At 56.5% G+C, this 16,046-nt stretch carries 15 protein-coding genes; 3 read left to right on the top strand and 12 right to left on the bottom strand.

Features of this window, described 5'->3' with window-relative positions; translation table 11 throughout:
- Positions 1-37: 37 nt before the first annotated feature.
- From ACRESJ_RS30380 to galE, 4 genes are all read right to left on the bottom strand, one after another.
- The gene (locus tag ACRESJ_RS30380) at positions 38-703 is read right to left on the bottom strand and encodes a YjbF family lipoprotein (protein WP_431761194.1); all 666 of its coding nucleotides are present in this window, start codon (positions 701-703) and stop codon (positions 38-40) included.
- Positions 704-717: 14 nt separating this feature from the next.
- Complete coding sequence (locus ACRESJ_RS30375) at positions 718-1,833, bottom strand: polysaccharide biosynthesis/export family protein (protein ID WP_431761193.1); 1,116 nt, start codon at positions 1,831-1,833, stop codon at positions 718-720.
- Positions 1,834-1,922: 89 nt separating this feature from the next.
- Positions 1,923-2,159, bottom strand: a complete 237-nt coding sequence (locus ACRESJ_RS30370; protein WP_431761192.1) for a hypothetical protein — start codon at positions 2,157-2,159, stop codon at positions 1,923-1,925.
- Between the two features lie 250 nt (positions 2,160-2,409).
- Positions 2,410-3,426, bottom strand: coding sequence for a UDP-glucose 4-epimerase GalE (gene galE / locus ACRESJ_RS30365; protein WP_431761191.1), 1,017 nt, complete (start codon positions 3,424-3,426; stop codon positions 2,410-2,412).
- A gap of 387 nt (positions 3,427-3,813) precedes the next feature.
- On the opposite strand from galE, the gene galU reads away from it, so the two are divergent.
- Together galU and ACRESJ_RS30355 are read left to right on the top strand one after the other, a co-directional pair.
- Positions 3,814-4,647 (top strand): UTP--glucose-1-phosphate uridylyltransferase GalU, encoded by an 834-nt coding sequence (gene galU, locus ACRESJ_RS30360; protein WP_431761190.1) that lies wholly within the window; start codon positions 3,814-3,816, stop codon positions 4,645-4,647.
- Positions 4,648-4,712: 65 nt separating this feature from the next.
- Positions 4,713-5,132, top strand: coding sequence for a mannose-1-phosphate guanylyltransferase (locus ACRESJ_RS30355; RefSeq protein ID WP_431761189.1), 420 nt, complete (start codon positions 4,713-4,715; stop codon positions 5,130-5,132).
- A 90-nt stretch (positions 5,133-5,222) separates the two neighbouring features.
- Here ACRESJ_RS30355 and ACRESJ_RS30350 read toward each other — a convergent pair whose 3' ends face one another.
- From ACRESJ_RS30350 to ACRESJ_RS30315, 8 genes are read right to left on the bottom strand one after another with little or no spacing between them, the layout of a single operon-like run.
- Positions 5,223-6,380: an SGNH/GDSL hydrolase family protein gene (locus ACRESJ_RS30350; protein WP_431761188.1), complete on the bottom strand. Its 1,158-nt coding sequence runs from the start codon at positions 6,378-6,380 to the stop codon at positions 5,223-5,225.
- A gap of 27 nt (positions 6,381-6,407) precedes the next feature.
- Complete coding sequence (locus ACRESJ_RS30345) at positions 6,408-7,445, bottom strand: acyltransferase family protein (RefSeq protein WP_431761187.1); 1,038 nt, start codon at positions 7,443-7,445, stop codon at positions 6,408-6,410.
- A gap of 12 nt (positions 7,446-7,457) precedes the next feature.
- Complete coding sequence (locus ACRESJ_RS30340) at positions 7,458-8,561, bottom strand: hypothetical protein (RefSeq protein WP_431761186.1); 1,104 nt, start codon at positions 8,559-8,561, stop codon at positions 7,458-7,460.
- Entirely contained in the window at positions 8,552-9,781 is a 1,230-nt protein-coding gene (locus ACRESJ_RS30335) for a polysaccharide biosynthesis C-terminal domain-containing protein (protein WP_431761185.1), read from the bottom strand. Before ACRESJ_RS30335 ends, ACRESJ_RS30340 begins: the two co-directional genes overlap by 10 nt.
- Positions 9,778-10,890: a polysaccharide pyruvyl transferase family protein gene (locus tag ACRESJ_RS30330; RefSeq protein WP_431761184.1), complete on the bottom strand. Its 1,113-nt coding sequence runs from the start codon at positions 10,888-10,890 to the stop codon at positions 9,778-9,780. The genes ACRESJ_RS30335 and ACRESJ_RS30330 overlap by 4 nt, the downstream gene beginning before the upstream one ends.
- Positions 10,891-10,904: 14 nt before the next feature.
- A complete protein-coding gene (locus ACRESJ_RS30325) occupies positions 10,905-11,987 on the bottom strand; it encodes a glycosyltransferase (RefSeq protein ID WP_431761183.1) in 1,083 nt (360 codons plus the stop codon).
- A 41-nt stretch (positions 11,988-12,028) separates the two neighbouring features.
- The gene (locus ACRESJ_RS30320) at positions 12,029-14,257 is read right to left on the bottom strand and encodes a polysaccharide biosynthesis tyrosine autokinase (protein WP_431761182.1); all 2,229 of its coding nucleotides are present in this window, start codon (positions 14,255-14,257) and stop codon (positions 12,029-12,031) included.
- A gap of 39 nt (positions 14,258-14,296) precedes the next feature.
- Positions 14,297-14,737: a low molecular weight protein-tyrosine-phosphatase gene (locus ACRESJ_RS30315; protein ID WP_431761181.1), complete on the bottom strand. Its 441-nt coding sequence runs from the start codon at positions 14,735-14,737 to the stop codon at positions 14,297-14,299.
- A 291-nt stretch (positions 14,738-15,028) separates the two neighbouring features.
- Between ACRESJ_RS30315 and ACRESJ_RS30310 the strand changes: the two genes are divergently transcribed.
- Positions 15,029-15,994: a glycosyl hydrolase family 5 gene (locus tag ACRESJ_RS30310; RefSeq protein WP_431761180.1), complete on the top strand. Its 966-nt coding sequence runs from the start codon at positions 15,029-15,031 to the stop codon at positions 15,992-15,994.
- Positions 15,995-16,046: the final 52 nt, after the last annotated feature.

Here is a 16,046-nt window from a genome sequence, read left to right as displayed (position 1 = left end):
ATCAACAGCAGGCACGCAGATAAAACCCTGACCCGCTTCAATGGGCGTGCCTGCGTTCAGGGGTCAATTGAACGATCTTGACCCGCAATTGCGAGGTCAATTGTTGCTCACTCTGCACAATGAAACCGTCAACGGGATCGACCCAATAACGATTGGTCGCACGCAGGCCGATGGCCGGGGCGTCAATCTGCTCATCGACACGTAGCACGGCGTATTCCTTGTTGAGGATTTCGAGGGTTTCCATGGATTTGCGAGAGAACCGACTGTTCAAGGCCACCCCTGTTTCATGGCCTTCATAGAGGTCGATCCAGCGCTGGCTGGTATAGCCATCGGGCACTTGATGAAGGCCCTGTTTGAAGGGTGATGCGTCAGGCAGGCGCGTACCGTCCAGATCGCCCTCAATGCCCAGGCCGATGCTGCGCACCGCGAGGCCATCGCGCATCAGCAGCACCTGTTTGCCGGAAGCGACCCAGAACTGCAGATCCTCTCGCTCACGCACCAGCGCCAACACCCCGGAACCGGACGGTGTGGTCAGCTTGAGTTGGGGATATTGAACCTGCGCCACCTGCTCGGCCGTCACCTCCAACTCATCCGGCCCAACCACCGCTGACTTGAAGTTGGTCAACGAGGCGACCATCAGCGGGTTACAGCCACACAACGACAAGGCCGCTATCAAGCAGACGCCAACTTTCAACGTTCTCACAGTCGGACCCGGCCTTATTTGCTGTTGCTACTGACTTCACTCATGTTCTTCGCAGCGGAAGCGCCCGTGCCGACAATGGAGGCCGATGGCACCAATTGGCTGATGAAGCGATTCCAGCGAGTCACGTTGGCAGGACCCACGTAGACAACGTCCTGGGGACGTACTTCAAAGTGCGTGGCCAGTGCCATGGCGGTCGGCGACTCGGCTTGCAGTTGATAGACTTTTGCCGGCTCCACATCGAGGTTTTCCACACCCCGGATGACGTACACCGCGTTACCGTTAGAAGTGGTCTGACTCAATCCGCCGACCGAGCCCAGGACATCGGACAGGTTCATGGTCGCGGTCTTGAAGCTCAGCGCACGGGGCTGATTGACCTCACCCATGACGTAGATGCGCTTGTTGTCGTTGTAAGGCAGATACAACTGATCGCCACCTTTGAGGTAGACACTCTGCAACTCGGAATTCTGCTGATTGAGCGTGTCCAGATTGAGCGGATACACCCGCCCGTTACGCGTCAGCAACAGACCGGACAAATCGGCATTCGCCGTATCGATACCGGCAGAACCGAGGGCCTCTACGACACTGAGCGGGTTGGTGGAAATCGCTTGCGGACCGGACTTGGAAACGGCACCCGACACCACGACCTTCTGACTGGCGAAACGCAACACGGCGACATCCACCTGCGGGTCGGCAATGAAGGCCGACAGTCTTTGTTCCATGTCCGCTCGCAGCTGCTGGATGGTTTTACCGGCGGCCTGGACTTCCTTGATGAACGGGTAGTAAAGCGTGCCATCGGAACGTACCAGGCGGCCGTTGGCATCAATCTGCTGTTGCGCGCCGGATGGGGCCGTCAGCTCGGGGTGATCCCAGACCGTGATGTACAAGACATCGTTGCTGCCGATGCGGTACTCAGCGGGTGTGGTCAACAACTCCACCGGCACCGACTCACGCTTGTGCGTGGCGCGGTTCATGGAAATGAGCTTGGGGGTGATCGGAATGAGCTCGACCCGGCTGCTTTCACTGCCCCCTTGGCGCGTGATATCGCTGGTGCTCAGGTATTGTCCCGGCGAAAACATACAACCTTGCAAAGCGATACTTGCCAACATTAAAAGATAAACACTACGAGTCATAATGGCACTACGCTATTCAAGGGCGAATCTAAAACAAAGTCACCCGATTTTCATCGGGCGACCTTGTACTGCACCAACAGGTATTTCAGTTAGTTGTGCGTGCCGGTTGTACCCGTGGTACCGGTAGTACCTGTTGTACCGCCGTTTGCACTTCCACCACTGTTGGACGCCGCTACAGCACTTGCGACCATTGCAGTACTGGCTGCAGTGGCTGGGGAAGCCGCCACGTTACCCAATACATTGGTCGCTGTAGTCAGCGGCGCTTCTACCGCGGATGCCCAGTTGCTCAACATCGTCAACAGTGCAATCGCCATCACTTTCTTCATATCAACTCCTTTCTAACATTTGACCTGATTGAAATCGGGTGTTTTGTTAGATTTGAAGAGATCAAGTCGCAAGATTGCGAACAGGTCCGTCGTTCATTCACAGTTTTACCTGACTGATAAATGTCGAACGGCAGGTTTATATCTACGGACTTGCAAAAGGCATTTCCAGTGTATTTTCCCGACGATATCTAACACCCTGACCGGAAATAACATTCAGCTCAAATGGCACTTTGCCGCAGCGCAGACGCATTCAGCCGAGGTATCCCCTGGGGTGATTCGATTGCCAGCGCCAGGTGTCGGTCATCATCTGCTGCAAATTACGCGTCGCCTTCCAGCCCAGCTCTTTCGCTGCCTTGGAGGGATCGGCCCAGCTCTCGGCAACATCACCCGAGCGACGTGGCATCACCCGGAAAGGCACCGGCTGCCCACAGGCCTGCTCGAAGGCTCGCAGCACTTGCAGCACGCTGTAACCATCGCCCGTACCCAGGTTCCAGGTATGGATGCCGGTGCGTTCAGTGATGGACTGCAAAGCTTTCAGATGCCCGTCCGCCAGGTCCACGACGTGGATGTAGTCACGCACACCGGTGCCGTCGACCGTGGGGTAATCGTTACCGAAGATCGACAATTCCTGCAGGCTGCCGACTGCCACCTGACTGATGTAAGGCACCAGATTATTCGGAATGCCATTGGGGTCTTCCCCCAAGTGGCCGCTGTCATGGGCGCCGATCGGATTGAAGTAACGCAACAGCGCAATGCTCCAGCGCGGCTCTGCCTGGAAAAGGTCGCGCAGGACGTTTTCGACGATCAGCTTGGATTGACCATAAGGATTGGTGGGATTGCCCGTGGGGAAGTCCTCGCGAATCGGCATCTGTTCCGGCGCGCCATAAACCGTGGCCGATGAGCTGAACACCAGGCGAAACACCCCGGCTGCCGCCATCGCCTGACACAGCGTGATGCTGCCTCCGACATTGGTCTCGTAGTACTCAAGCGGCTTGCGCACGCTCTCGCCCACCGCCTTGAGGCCGGCAAAGTGCAGGACAGCATCAATGGCGTGCTGCTGGAAAATCCGGTCCAGCAAGGCCCTGTCGCACACATCACCGCGAATCATCAGCGCACTCTTGCCGCAAATGGCTTCTACCGCATGCAATGCTGCATCACTGCTATTGCAAAGGTTATCCAGCACTACAACTTCATAGCCGGCTTCAAGCAGTGCGAGTGTGGTGTGCGAGCCAATATAGCCGGCTCCACCGGTAACCAGAATTTTCATAGCGCGATCCATAGTGGGGAGAGTGCCAAGTAGCGTGTCAAGCCCCATTTAATGAATATGTGCCATGAGCCACACAAACAAGGGCGACAACAACCTAAAACAAAATTAGTTCAACGACTGGCAATAATTATTTTTGCAAGTCAAACTGTATTGCCCGGTACTTATTAGCACTCCGATGCATGCACCACTATCAACAGATACCGACTAAAAATAACTAACAACTATTAAACCGACATCTCATAACATTAAGACGTTATTGGCGCACTGCTAATTGCCATCACCCACGCGGCTCGGGTATTAAAGTAACCCTCAACTAATCATTGCAACTTGCAATCACTCGTTATTGCGCACCATTGGCTGTGCGCCATGAATGCCCAGGATACTTTTATGATTCGTAAATGTTTGTTCCCCGCTGCCGGCTATGGCACGCGTTTCTTGCCGGCGACCAAAGCCATGCCCAAGGAAATGTTGCCGATCGTCAACAAGCCGTTGATCGAGTACGCCGTGGAAGAAGCAAGGGACGCCGGCCTGCAACACATGGCGATCGTGACCGGGCGGGGCAAGCGCGCACTGGAAGACCACTTCGACATCAGCTATGAACTCGAGCACCAGATCCGTGGCACCGAGAAGGAGAAGTTCCTGGCCGGCACCCGTGAGCTCATCGATTCCTGCACCTTTTCCTATACCCGTCAGGTCGAAATGAAAGGCTTGGGCCACGCGATTCTCAGTGGCCGCCCACTGATCGGCGATGAACCTTTCGCCGTGGTATTGGCCGATGACCTGTGCCTGAACCTCAAGGGCGATGGCGTGCTCACGCAAATGATCCAGCTGTACAAGAAATTCCGCTGCTCGATCGTGGCCATCCAGGAAGTGCCCCGCGACCAGACGCACAAATACGGGGTGATCGCCGGCGAGCAGATTTCCGAGGGCATCTACCGGGTCAACAACATGGTGGAAAAGCCCAGTCCGCAAGACGCGCCGTCCAATCTGGCAATCATTGGCCGGTACATTTTGACGCCCGATATCTTTGACCTGATCGCCGACACTCAACCCGGCAAAGGTGGGGAAATCCAGATCACCGACGCACTGATGAAACAGGCGCAGAACGGTTGTGTGCTGGCCTACAAGTTCGACGGCTTGCGCTTCGATTGCGGTGGTGCAGAGGGTTACCTCGAAGCGACCAACTTTTGCTACGACAACCTGTATCTAAAGGGTCTTTGATCAGCCCCTACCCGACTCATTGCTGCACGCGAACCGACGCCCACTCTCCATTCAGGCAGGCCACTATGAACAATGCAAAACCCTCGGCAAACATTGAACTGGAGGTGGGCAACCACGGGGTGATGACCTGGTTGTCACGGCATCAGCCGTTGCCGAGCGCCAACGAGCCCTGGTTGGGCGCCATCCTGTTGGTGGAACGAATCGGCATGTTTCCCTCGTCCGGGGATATTCGTCGCCCGATGCTCGATCCCTATCCCCTACTCGCTCACTTGAAAAAGCTGTACGGCGAACAGGCTCTGGAAATCGATGACCGTGACGGGCTGAAGGTGATTTTCAGCGACTGGCGATTCCGGGTGCGCATTTGCTGCAACGACCCGGCGATCATCATCAATGTGGAAACCCGCTGTGATACTCAGTTGATGCCACTCAAGACCGTGGAGTTGCTGGGACAACTGGATCACTTCGAAACAACCCCATCACTGTAGGAGCGAGCTTGCTCGCGATGGTCGTCAACGATAATGCGCCCTGCCTGAGTAAACGCGTTGTCCAAACGTTTTTCGCAAGCAAGCTCGCTCCTACAGGGTTGCGCCGCAGGTGTCTTGCGGCGATACCTTGCTGTTGCCGCCGACGATCAGGCGATAGAAATAATCGGCAATGACCCGCCCTCCCGTCTCGGGAACAGGATGAATGTTATCCGCTCCGATCATGGGCGTCGGCCCGCTGCTGGCATAGCGCTTGAAGTCGGCGCCGAATGCGCATTGCAGATTGGCATAACGGAGATGTTCTGACCGCGCCCAAGGCTCCAGGACCTGTGCATAAGCTGACATTGGATACGCACTGGAGCGCGTGGTGTCCTGACGCAGAACCAGATTGATGCTTGCCGCCGGTTGGGCCTCGTGCACCATGCGCACCAGCCCCTGAATGTTCTTCAGATACTGCTCGGGTTTCACGCCAAAGCCCTGGTCGTTGCCACCGAGCATGATCAGGTAGATGTCGGCGGGGATTTTCGACACCACGGCCTTCCACTGTGCCTGCCACCGACCGTCGCTGTGGAAAAAGTCCGCGGACGTAGCGCCCGATGCCGCAAGCTTGGACACCCGAACGCCGCCCTGGTCGTTGCTCATCCACAAGCCGAACAGAGTCGGCGCACCTTTCACGACCTCCAGCCTGAACGCCCAATCCGCCGCCGCAGAGGTGCCAGGCAATGGCACTTCCTGAACACCGGAGCCTGTGAGGGTCAGTGAATGCCAACCCTCTGAGGGTGCCCAGCGATAACGCACCTCACTGGACTCTCCATTTCCAAGGTAAAGCAGCTTTGCCTGGGTGATAGCGGTGTTGATTGCAGTTGAGGGACTGGCATCGATCTCCAGCCACGCGCCGGGTCGCCCTGTCACCGTACGGCTGTCGGGGCTGGCCTGGCCAAGGCCGGAGACCTTCCAATCACCGCCGAAGTACTTTTCGCTACTGCGGGTGTATTTGAAATGCGTACCGCCGAGCGCCGCGCCGTGGTTGAAACCGACATAGCCGGGACCAGCAAAACCCGCCTCCCCAACCAGCCGCTGCACCAGCTTGTTCAGGTAGAAATCCTGCCCGGCGCTGTAGCTGTCGCCGATCACGGAGATGGCCAGCACCTTCCCCGCCTTGCCTTCGCGCCACTGGCCGAAGCGTTCGCGAACGTCACCGACCTCAATCACCGAAGCCGCAACAGGACGCGCCTCATCGACTGCAAACATGCGTCATTCCCCTTACCCGAACCTTCATCAAGCTTGTGGCACTGCGCCTACGTTTACCGAAGGTTTTTTAGCGGCTGCTCGCTCACCCAAAAACAACACAGACGTGAAGGTGAAGCGACTGAAAATACTCGACAGCACCACCGGCCCCAGCAAGCCACACAGCACGCCGCCGAGCACCAGGACGCTTTCGTCTTTCACACCCAGGCGCCCCAGGACAAAGCGCGACGTGGCGGCGAACAACACATGAAACAGGAAAATCGCATAGGAATATCCGCCGAGCCAGGTCAGCCATTTCGAGCGCATATCACTGGCCAGCAACGCGAAGCAGGACGCGCAGCCCACCAGCAAACCGATCAGGCTTCGGCGATCGACGATCAACTCGCGATCCACCGCCGCCACATAAAGCAACGTCAGCGATATCAACACGAACACCAACGGGCCGATCACTCTGAGCGTTTGCTTCAACGCGCTGACCTTTTCCTGGCCAATCATTCCCGCTACGAAAAACGGTAGCAGGTAAATCGCCCCGTTGATGCCAAACGCATCGACCTTGAAAGGCGGCAGCAGAAACACCACCGCCGCAAACGCGAACAACAGATATAAACGCGTCGCCGTACTTAACAGGCCACGCCATTGCAGCAGGCCGACAAACATGAAGATGATGAACACCGCCTGCAAAAACCAGAAGTGGTTGATCGGCACGTAGAACGACAACAACGCATCGATCACACCCACATCCTTGTTCACGCCCGGGCCTACCGCTTGCAACACGGAAAACGGAACCCCCACGCAAAACAGCGGCACGATCAGCCGTCGGACCTTACCGCTAAAGAACGCCGGAAAGTCATTGCCCCTGATTTTGTAGATGGAGTAGATGTAGCCCGAAATGAACGTGAACAACGGCATCCGCACATACACCATGGAGTCGGCGAGCACCCGGAACGGTGACCCCAAATCTATTTTCAAGCCGCCGCCCAATGGCCCGATCACGTGATAGAGCACCAGCAGCAGGCACGCCAGGCCGCGCAGGGTTTCTATCTCCAGCGACTTTTTCTTGCTCGACATAAAGCACAAGCCTCAACTCAGGATTCTTGATTCAACCAACACAGGTTTATTGGCGCGCAACATCAATCCCAGCCCGACAAACAGCACCGGTACCACCATGGAAAAATGTCGGGCGAAGGAACCGAAATCCGGTTCGAACAAACCTTGAACCAGCAAAAAGGACAGGGGAATCGCGATCAGTTCCTTGGCCTTGGTCTGGATCGGCACGCCTTTGTAGTCGGTGGATGTGATGACTTTGAACAACAGCAACGAGGTCATGATCATCAGCGCCACGAAGATCACCTGGCCAGGTCCCGACAGCAGGATCAGTTCCACGGGAAACGACAGCCGGAAGAAAATGATCATGGAGTCCAGCGCTTGCGAGACGAAATCTCCGCCACTGAGCCAGGACACGATCAACGACTTCGAACCCTCCTCACCCGCCGTGCGCAATTCGTTGTTACTGGCGCGAATCGACGACACCGAATAACCGAGCGCCAATTGAATCGCCGTGGCGATTGCCAGGTAGAACAGGAACAACATCAGGAAGAAGGTGAAGCGCGACACGTATTTCTTCATCACGCAGACACCGATCCAGGCCAGCGAAAACAGAATCCAGTAGGGCCGGATCAGCACGCCGTAGATCAACGCGGAAAGGAAGAATCCGCCGCGGTATTTGCGCGAATACGAGGCAAACAGAATGGACAGGACCGCCACCGATACGATGATTTCCTTGGTCAGGTTCTCGAGGAAGAACGAACGCACCACACCCCACAAACACAGGGTGAAAAATATCGTCACCGGCATGCGCCGGAAAATGAAGACCGGAATCGCCGTCAGGAAGAAATTGCAAAACATGCCATAGGCCCAGGCATTGGTCAGATTGATGCCCGTGGGCCGTAGCAGAAATGCTGAACACTCGTAGGAGGAACGGTCTGGCGAGAACGGATTCCAGAAATTGCAGTTGTCGGCGCGGGCATAGGACATCCACAGGGTCATGGCATCCGGGCCAGGAGCCCGGGGGACCAGCAGCGGCATGGCCACCGATAGAAACAGGCCGGTGAACAGAATCAGGAACGAGATCGACGAATCGAGTTTCCTGCCGCGAAACTCGATGCACGGCAGCTTCAACCCCATGCCACTGCCCTTTTCGCTTGAGTGGCCCGGGTCAGCACGGCAATCACGGCAAGCTGAACGATGATCGCGAAAACGTTGCCCCAGGCGGCACCATAGATCGAGTAGTGCTTGATCAGCACGTAGCTGACCGGCACCGAAACCAGCAAGCAGATTGCCGCGCTGGCAACTGAAACCCGACTGTTTTTCGAAGCGATCAGCCCGCCCCAGACGATGTCGCCAATGGCGCGCAAGGCGAAGGAAAAAATCAGCACGCCGAGGATCCCGTTGTCCGGACGCGGAACCGTCGCAGCGACGTAGTCGAGCACGACATTGAAGAACAGATAAATCAGCACAGCGACCGCAGCGGACACCACCAGCGAGCGCATGACCCATTTGTTCACGAACAGCTGCCTGACCGTGAACGGTTGTTGATCAGCTTGATAACGCTTGGCGAGCAGCGGAATGCCCACCACCGCGACAACCGCGTAGGACAACGCCTGCAAGGTATTGGCCGCCGACCAGGCGTACACATATTTACCCAGGCTGGCGTAGGGTTCGAGGTCGATGATCAGGAAGCGCTCGGCGTACTGACTCAGCGCAATCAGGCCCGTCCCCAGATAAAACGGCAACCCCGCTTTCCATACCGTCGCCGTGGTCAGCGCAGTCGACGCCCGCCCCTGATGAACATTCACCACAATGGCGTAACCGGCAATCATCACCATCACGTTAGCGATGACCCACAACCACAGCACACTGGCGATCCCGGACACCCAGCCCAGCATCATCCCGCCCACCGCCAACAACGCCCAGAGGCCGGTCTTGATAAAGAACAGCACTGCGCCCCAGGTGGCTTTCTGCGCGGAAAACACGAAGGAGTTGATTTCGAACGACAGGTGTTCGGTGAGCAGCACCAGCGTCACGCAGACAATCAGCGCGGTCGCCGCTTCGACTTCCTGGAACAGTGAATAAATCATCACTGTCACCACCGACAACACCAGCCCTACGGCCAGATACAGCAGCAGAACCTTGTCGACGACCCGTCGCGAGCTGTCACCGACGCTGATCAACCGATTGATTTCGGAACTGAAGCCGACGCTGTAAAACTTCGACGCAATCAACGAGGCAGCCACCACCACGCCGTAGAAACCCAACGCGTCATAGCCCAGGTAATGGGTGATGGCCAACACCAGCAGAAACTTCGCACCTAAAGCCCCGCCTCGGAGCAATAGCCGAAATATCATCGAACGATTCCTTTGATGATGTCGTCCATGATCACAGTCTTGGCTTCGATCTCCCGGCAGGTGTCCGTCAGGCGTTTACCGAAGCTGGACAATGCGTTCGGCGCGTAAACCGTGTTGATGATGGTGTCGACATTGATATCGCCGCCATTGATCACCCAGTCTTCCACGCCCATGTCCTGATAGGCGCCGAAGCCTTTGCGCTCATAGCTGATATGGAACGCCGGGACGCCGGACAACAGGGATTCGATGGCGCCGTGCAGGCGCACGGAAATCACCAGGTCCGGCTGGTACTTGGCCAACGTCGCCTTCAATGGCAGCAAATCTTCGGTGATGCCCAACTCCCGATAGAACGCGCCGTCATCGTTGCCACGCACCGCGCTCTGTACCGCGCAAACCACTTTGCTCTTGTTCTTCAATCGCTGCAGCAGCAACTGCAAGTTCGCCACATAGGCGACTTTCTTTTCCTTGCTCCACTGCGGCGGTTTGCGCAGCACTACACACACTGTTGCCGGGGTCGACGCGCAGTGAGTGAACTTGGGCTGCATGAGGATTTTGCTGGCCAATGCCTGCACGGCCAGATCGGGTGCCCGGTAGACATTTTCACAAGCCTGGAAAAGTGCCGACGACCTGTTGTCCCGCACAAACACCGCATCGGCGCTGGCGTAATGTTCGACGATCTTGCTGCCTCCACCGTGGAATGGCCCGATGCTCTGCGGCAGATACACCGAAGGGACTTTGCTGAGGATGGCCGTTTCCAGTTGCTTGGCGTGCCCCAATTTCAGCTTGATGTGTTCGAAGGCACTTTTGGAGCGCATGTATCCACCGCCGACCCCGACAATCAAATCCGTGTTCTTCAGCAGATCCGCCAGACCGGCGTAGGACTGATTGAGAAACACCGCTTGCTTGACCCGTCCCAGACCCTTGGCCGCCATCACCGGCGCGTCATGGCATGTGTGGGGCAAGTAGTCGAAGGATTGCGGATCGGACGCCACGACACTGATCGACGTGTCTTCACCAAAGTTTCGTTGCACCAGGGCAATCGCCAAATCCACCAGCAGACCATCACCGGAGTTGGATGCACTGTAGCCATGCAGGATCGTTACGTTCATAAGCTGTTTTCTACTTAATAAGTGGGAGCGCGATACACGTCGTAGGTTTGCCGGATCATCAACGCGGCGCTGAAACGCTCGCGGACGATTCGCCGGCTTTCGATGCCGAGTGCCTGCAACGCGGGTTTCTGGATCTTCATCAACCGATCGGCCAGCGCCTGGTGATCACCGGCGGGGAAGACGTAGCCAGACACCCCATGGCTGACCAGTTCGGGCAGCGATGTGCAATCGCTGGAGATCACCGGCAGCCCCAAGGCCATGCCCTCCAGCGGGACCATGGCAAAGCCTTCCCAGCGACTCGGAACAATCAGTGCATCGGCTTTCTGATACAGCGCCTGCACTTCGGATGGCGTGACCCAGGGCAGGTATTCAACGGCGTCCATCGGCGGACACTCGACGGAGTCTTCGTTGACCGCACTGCCCACCACTGTCAATTTCAGGTCGCTGCGCTGCACCTTGGCGAAAGCCTTGAGCAACACATCGAAACCTTTCTGGTAGTCGAGCCGGCCGACAAACAGCAGGTGAATCGGCTCCGGAGCATCGACCTTGGGCGCTTCATCCTTGTGATGAATGCCGTTATAGATCAGCGTCATGCGCTTGCGCTCGATGCCAAACGCTGCCGCTTTGTCCAGCTCGTACTGGCTGACGCAGATGATCACGTCCGTGACTTTCTGCAGCACCCGCTCAATCAGCGAATAGACTTTCTGCTTGGCCGGCGAGCTTTCCATCAGGAATGAAAAGGCATGCGGGCAATAGACGATTTTCGGTTTGCGCCAGGGTTTCAGGAGTACACAAACGCAACGCCCGATCACGCCGGAAAAGGTGCTGTGCAAATGCACCACGTCGGGTTTTTCCTTGAGCATCACTCGGGTCAGTTGCCAGGCAAAACGCAGCAATGACAGCACATCGCGCCCGTTTCTGGCGAAGGTGCGAATGTGGCGTTCATCGATGCCGTGCAACTCTTTCTTCTGGTCCAGCGGCACCAGATAGACCAGCTCATAGGGCGCCGCCTCGTTCTCCGGTGAAGCCGATATCGTCCGGATAACCGTGGCAACCCCACCTTTGATCGTCTCAGCCACGTGCAGTATTTTTTTCACAGCTCACCCACTTCCTTGCCTGTAAGGACAAACGCTGAAATTCAGGATTTGTCGGACGCGTATTCGTAGCTGTAGTAGCCGTAGCCACCATTGCCGTAGTAACTGGCCGCGCGCTTTTCAACGCCATTGAACACAGCGCCTTTCAACTCGATGCCATTCTGGGCAAATCGACGAATCGTCAATTCGATCTCTTTGGCGGGGTTCACCCCGAAGCGGGTAACGATCAGGCTGATCGCTGCTTCTCGGCCGACAATCGCCGCATCCGTCACCGCCAGTAGCGGTGGCGTGTCGATGATCACCACGTCGTACAGCTCACTGAGTTGCGCCATCAGTTCGCGAAAGTTGGCGTGCATCAGCAGCTCTGAAGGATTGGGCGGAACCTGGCCACGGCTGATGAAATGCAGGTTTTGCACGTCGACCTGATTGATGGCCTGCTCAATGCTGCAGCGCTTGACCAACAGGTCCGACAAGCCATTGGTGATCGGTGTGTTGAGCGTCTTGTGCAAATGCCCTTTGCGCATATCGGCATCGATCAGCACTACCCGCTGACCGCTTTGCGCCATGACTGCCGCGAGGTTGGAGGAGACGAATGTTTTGCCGACCTGTGGGCTCGGGCCGGAAATCATGATTCGGTTGTTGGTCGAATCCAGCCCGGCAAAATGCAGGCAAGTGCGCAAGCTACGGATCGACTCAATGGACAGGTCCGTCGGATTACGCTGGGCCAGCAGGTAAGCCGCCTTGTCCGTCCCTTCCTTGGAGCGCGCTTTTTTACTGTCCTCTTCCTGCTGCAACGCGCTGTAGGGAATCGACGCGTACACCGGCAACCCGAGTTGTTCGATGGCTTCCGGGCCTTCCAGCCCTCGGCTCAAGGATTTACGTATCAGCACCAGGGCTACGCCGACAAAGGCACCGAGGAAGGTCGCAATCAGTACGATCAAAGCCTTGCGCGGTTTGACCGGGTTGGTCATGTCGACATCCGCGGTGTCAACCAACCGAACGTTACCCACCGCTCCCGCCCGGACGATGTCCAGCTCCTGGGATTTGTTCAGCAGTTGCGTGTAGATCTGCGACGCCACTTCCACATCGCGTGTCAGGTTCAACAACTCCTGTTGCGTGGCAGGCAGGTCCTGAGCCTTGCCCTCCAGAGCTTTCTGCTGCTGGGACAATTCACCGATCTGCGTCATCAACGCGCGATACGCCGGATGCTGTTTGGTGAACTTGCGATCCAGCTCCGCCTGTTGCATTTTCAACTCGGAGATACGCGTATCCAGACTAACGATCTGTCCCAGTACCGATTGGGTTTCAAGGGAAATGTTGACCGTCTTGCCACGGGTTTGATAACCGTTGAGCGCCTCGCTGGCCTTGGCCAGATCGCGCTTGACCTGAGGTAACTGGCCTTGCAGGAACGCCAGGCTTTGTGCCGCTTCGGCCGAGGTGCGTTGCACATTCTGCTGCACATACAACGAGGAGACTTTGTTGAGGATCTTCACGGCCCGAGTGGCGTCGGTGCTTGCCAGGGCCAGACGGATGATCCCCGATTCCTTGCCTTGCTCGGAAATATCCAGCGCATCCTGATAACTCTGGACAGCAACGATTCTTGGATTGCGCACGACTTCAAACTGAGTGCCTGGGTTCGCCTGCAGTTGGGCGATCACCCCCTCGACGCCCGCTTGCGCGAAGGCTGTACCGACTACCCCTTCCACCAGCAGGTTGTCGTTGTCATCCAGGAGCTGGAATCGATGATCCTCGGCGGCAATCAGCGTGAGTTTCTTGCCCAGCAGTTCCTTGGGCAGATTGAGCCGTGCTATCTCCAGGCGCTCACCGCCCCAGGCGTAGCTGCTCAAGCCCAAACGGGGGGCCGCCACACTGTGCTCGGTTTCACCGCGATAACGTCGGGCGAGAAAACTGCCAATCACCGGAAAAGTGTTGGGCGTGACTTCGATATCCAGGTGCAGGTCGTCGACGGTTTTGCCGATCACAGCACGGGACTTGATGATGCCGATTTCAGTCACCGACGGCGATTGCCCGCCGAGCATGCTGCTCAGATCGGAAAAGCCGAGCATGTCGTTCTTTTTCGGCTCGACCTGAACCAGCGCGTTCGCCAGGTACACCGGCGTCGACAACACCGCGACGGCAACCCCGGTCACCATGAACGCACCGGTGAGCGCGCCTATTAACCATTTTTGATCAATTAAAGTGCCGAATATACCGAGAAGATCAATATCGTCTCGTTCGTTGTCCCGGCTGCTGATTACTGTCGGTAACTGCATAAGTCTGTTCTTACCATTCACTGAGCTGAAGAGTTTCCATCAATATCCGAGGCGCTGCGCCCATGAGCAAACAGCATCTTCAATCAATGCATGGGCATGAATAAAAGCGGCCTTTCCTTGACGATACGGGTCCTGTATTTCTCGCTCGCTCTGCCACTTTCCGAGCAGAAACACTTTGCCCCTCGCGTGTGAGGCAATCTTCAGCACTTGTTTTACATGCTCTTTTTCCATCACCAGAATCAGGTCTGACTCATTGACGATTTCGGGGGTAATCTGCCGTGCCTTGAACCCTTCTGCACTTTGGCCATGGCCTTCCAGAACCTGGCGCGCTGACGGCTCCATGGCTTCGCCGACCCGCGCAGCAAGGCCTGCGGAGGTCACGGTAATCGTTGAGGGGGCCAGCGCGTTACGCAGCAACAGTTCTGCTGTCGGACTTCGGCAAATATTGCCCACGCAGACGACAAGGATCTTTCTGAACAAGGTTTATTTTCCGTGTAATGTCAATCGGCCAATACATCGAGTGGATTTTTTATGACCCCACAAGACTTTCCTGAACTCGGAAATAGATTCGCCCGGTTAAAACAAGTGCATTAAGTACCACGCCCCTAAAAGCCGCCCAACCAGAATTACCGGACTAAAAATAACTGTGATTTTCGAGCGATGGTTTTCCGACAAAAAATAACATCCGCGCACTTGGCAGCCACTTCGTTATCAAAACCTGCGTAGTGAAATAACTATTGGCTAGATGTCATTCTCACTGGGAGAGCAGACATGAAATCAGCAAATATCAAACGGCTTGGCACCCTGACCTTGTTGCTGCTCAGTGCAACCAGTCAGGTTCAAGCCAGCGAACTGTTCCCGACACTGACTAGCTCCAAGACCATCGGCGTCCAGGTCAAGATCCAGAGCTTCACCCCCATCGATGCCGAGCAGATCAAAGCGGCAGGGTTCACCTTCGTGCGCTTTGGCGTATGGAGCAACAGCCTCGGTGGCAAGGCCTATCAAAAGCAGGTCAGCGACGCCTTTGCCGCGGCCAGGTCTGCCGGGCTGCCGGTGCTGATGACCGTGCGCTCCACCAAGCCGCTCACCACGTCACCTGACAATATCGACGAACTTGCGACGGCGGGCGAAGCGTTCGCCAACGCGGTGATGAACCTGGAGGTGTCCTACCGCTCGCAACTGGTGGCGATTGAACTATGGAATGAGCCGGACCTGGAAACCTATTGGCCGACCGGTAAATTCAACACGACGTTTGTGCCGTTCATGAGCGCCACGTGCAAGACGTTGCAAGGAAAGCCGACAACGACGCCCTTGATCGGCTTTGGCTTCGCCCGGGCGCCGAGTGCCAGTACTCCATCAACCGTGGCGCTGAACAAAATTGTCAGTGAATACCCCAAATGCCTGAGCGCTATTTCTTATCACCCCTATGGCATGACGACCGCGCAGATCAGCAATGCCCAAGCGTTTATTCAGCAGAACTTCCATCTGCCGGGGGTCATCAGTGAGTGGGGTATCTCGGCCCTTACCTCTAACGGCGGGATCGAAGGGCAAGCCAGTAAAATCGCCAAGTTCATCACCGATGTTAAAAAACTCAACATCCCGCTCACGTCGATTTATGAATGGAAAAACAGCGACTCGGGCAGTAATGACCGGGAGAAGAATTTCGGCCTGCTGACCTCCGACGGGCAAGCGAAACCGGCACAAATGGCGGTCAAGACTCAGCTGAACGCCGAGTAGGCGTCACCCGACAGGTCGGCTCACAGGTCAGTTGCTTTGAACCTGTGGGCTG

The organism is Pseudomonas sp. (assembly GCF_050739655.1).
GTDB lineage: Bacteria > Pseudomonadota > Gammaproteobacteria > Pseudomonadales > Pseudomonadaceae > Aquipseudomonas.
Note: the sequence above shows the minus strand (reverse complement) of the source record. Positions and strands in the feature narration are given on the sequence as shown.

Excerpts from the sequence above, each read along its gene's own strand:
- ACRESJ_RS30375 (WP_431761193.1), bottom strand. The coding sequence starts at position 1,833 with ATGACTCGTAGTGTTTATCTTTTAATGTTGGCAAGTATCGCTTTGCAA.
- ACRESJ_RS30370 (WP_431761192.1), bottom strand. The coding sequence starts at position 2,159 with ATGAAGAAAGTGATGGCGATTGCACTGTTGACGATGTTGAGCAACTGG.
- galE (WP_431761191.1), bottom strand. The coding sequence starts at position 3,426 with ATGAAAATTCTGGTTACCGGTGGAGCCGGCTATATTGGCTCGCACACC.
- galU (WP_431761190.1), top strand. The coding sequence starts at position 3,814 with ATGATTCGTAAATGTTTGTTCCCCGCTGCCGGCTATGGCACGCGTTTC.
- ACRESJ_RS30355 (WP_431761189.1), top strand. The coding sequence starts at position 4,713 with ATGAACAATGCAAAACCCTCGGCAAACATTGAACTGGAGGTGGGCAAC.
- ACRESJ_RS30350 (WP_431761188.1), bottom strand. The coding sequence starts at position 6,380 with ATGTTTGCAGTCGATGAGGCGCGTCCTGTTGCGGCTTCGGTGATTGAG.
- ACRESJ_RS30345 (WP_431761187.1), bottom strand. The coding sequence starts at position 7,445 with ATGTCGAGCAAGAAAAAGTCGCTGGAGATAGAAACCCTGCGCGGCCTG.
- ACRESJ_RS30340 (WP_431761186.1), bottom strand. The coding sequence starts at position 8,561 with ATGGGGTTGAAGCTGCCGTGCATCGAGTTTCGCGGCAGGAAACTCGAT.
- ACRESJ_RS30335 (WP_431761185.1), bottom strand. The coding sequence starts at position 9,781 with ATGATATTTCGGCTATTGCTCCGAGGCGGGGCTTTAGGTGCGAAGTTT.
- ACRESJ_RS30330 (WP_431761184.1), bottom strand. The coding sequence starts at position 10,890 with ATGAACGTAACGATCCTGCATGGCTACAGTGCATCCAACTCCGGTGAT.
- ACRESJ_RS30320 (WP_431761182.1), bottom strand. The coding sequence starts at position 14,257 with ATGCAGTTACCGACAGTAATCAGCAGCCGGGACAACGAACGAGACGAT.
- ACRESJ_RS30310 (WP_431761180.1), top strand. The coding sequence starts at position 15,029 with ATGAAATCAGCAAATATCAAACGGCTTGGCACCCTGACCTTGTTGCTG.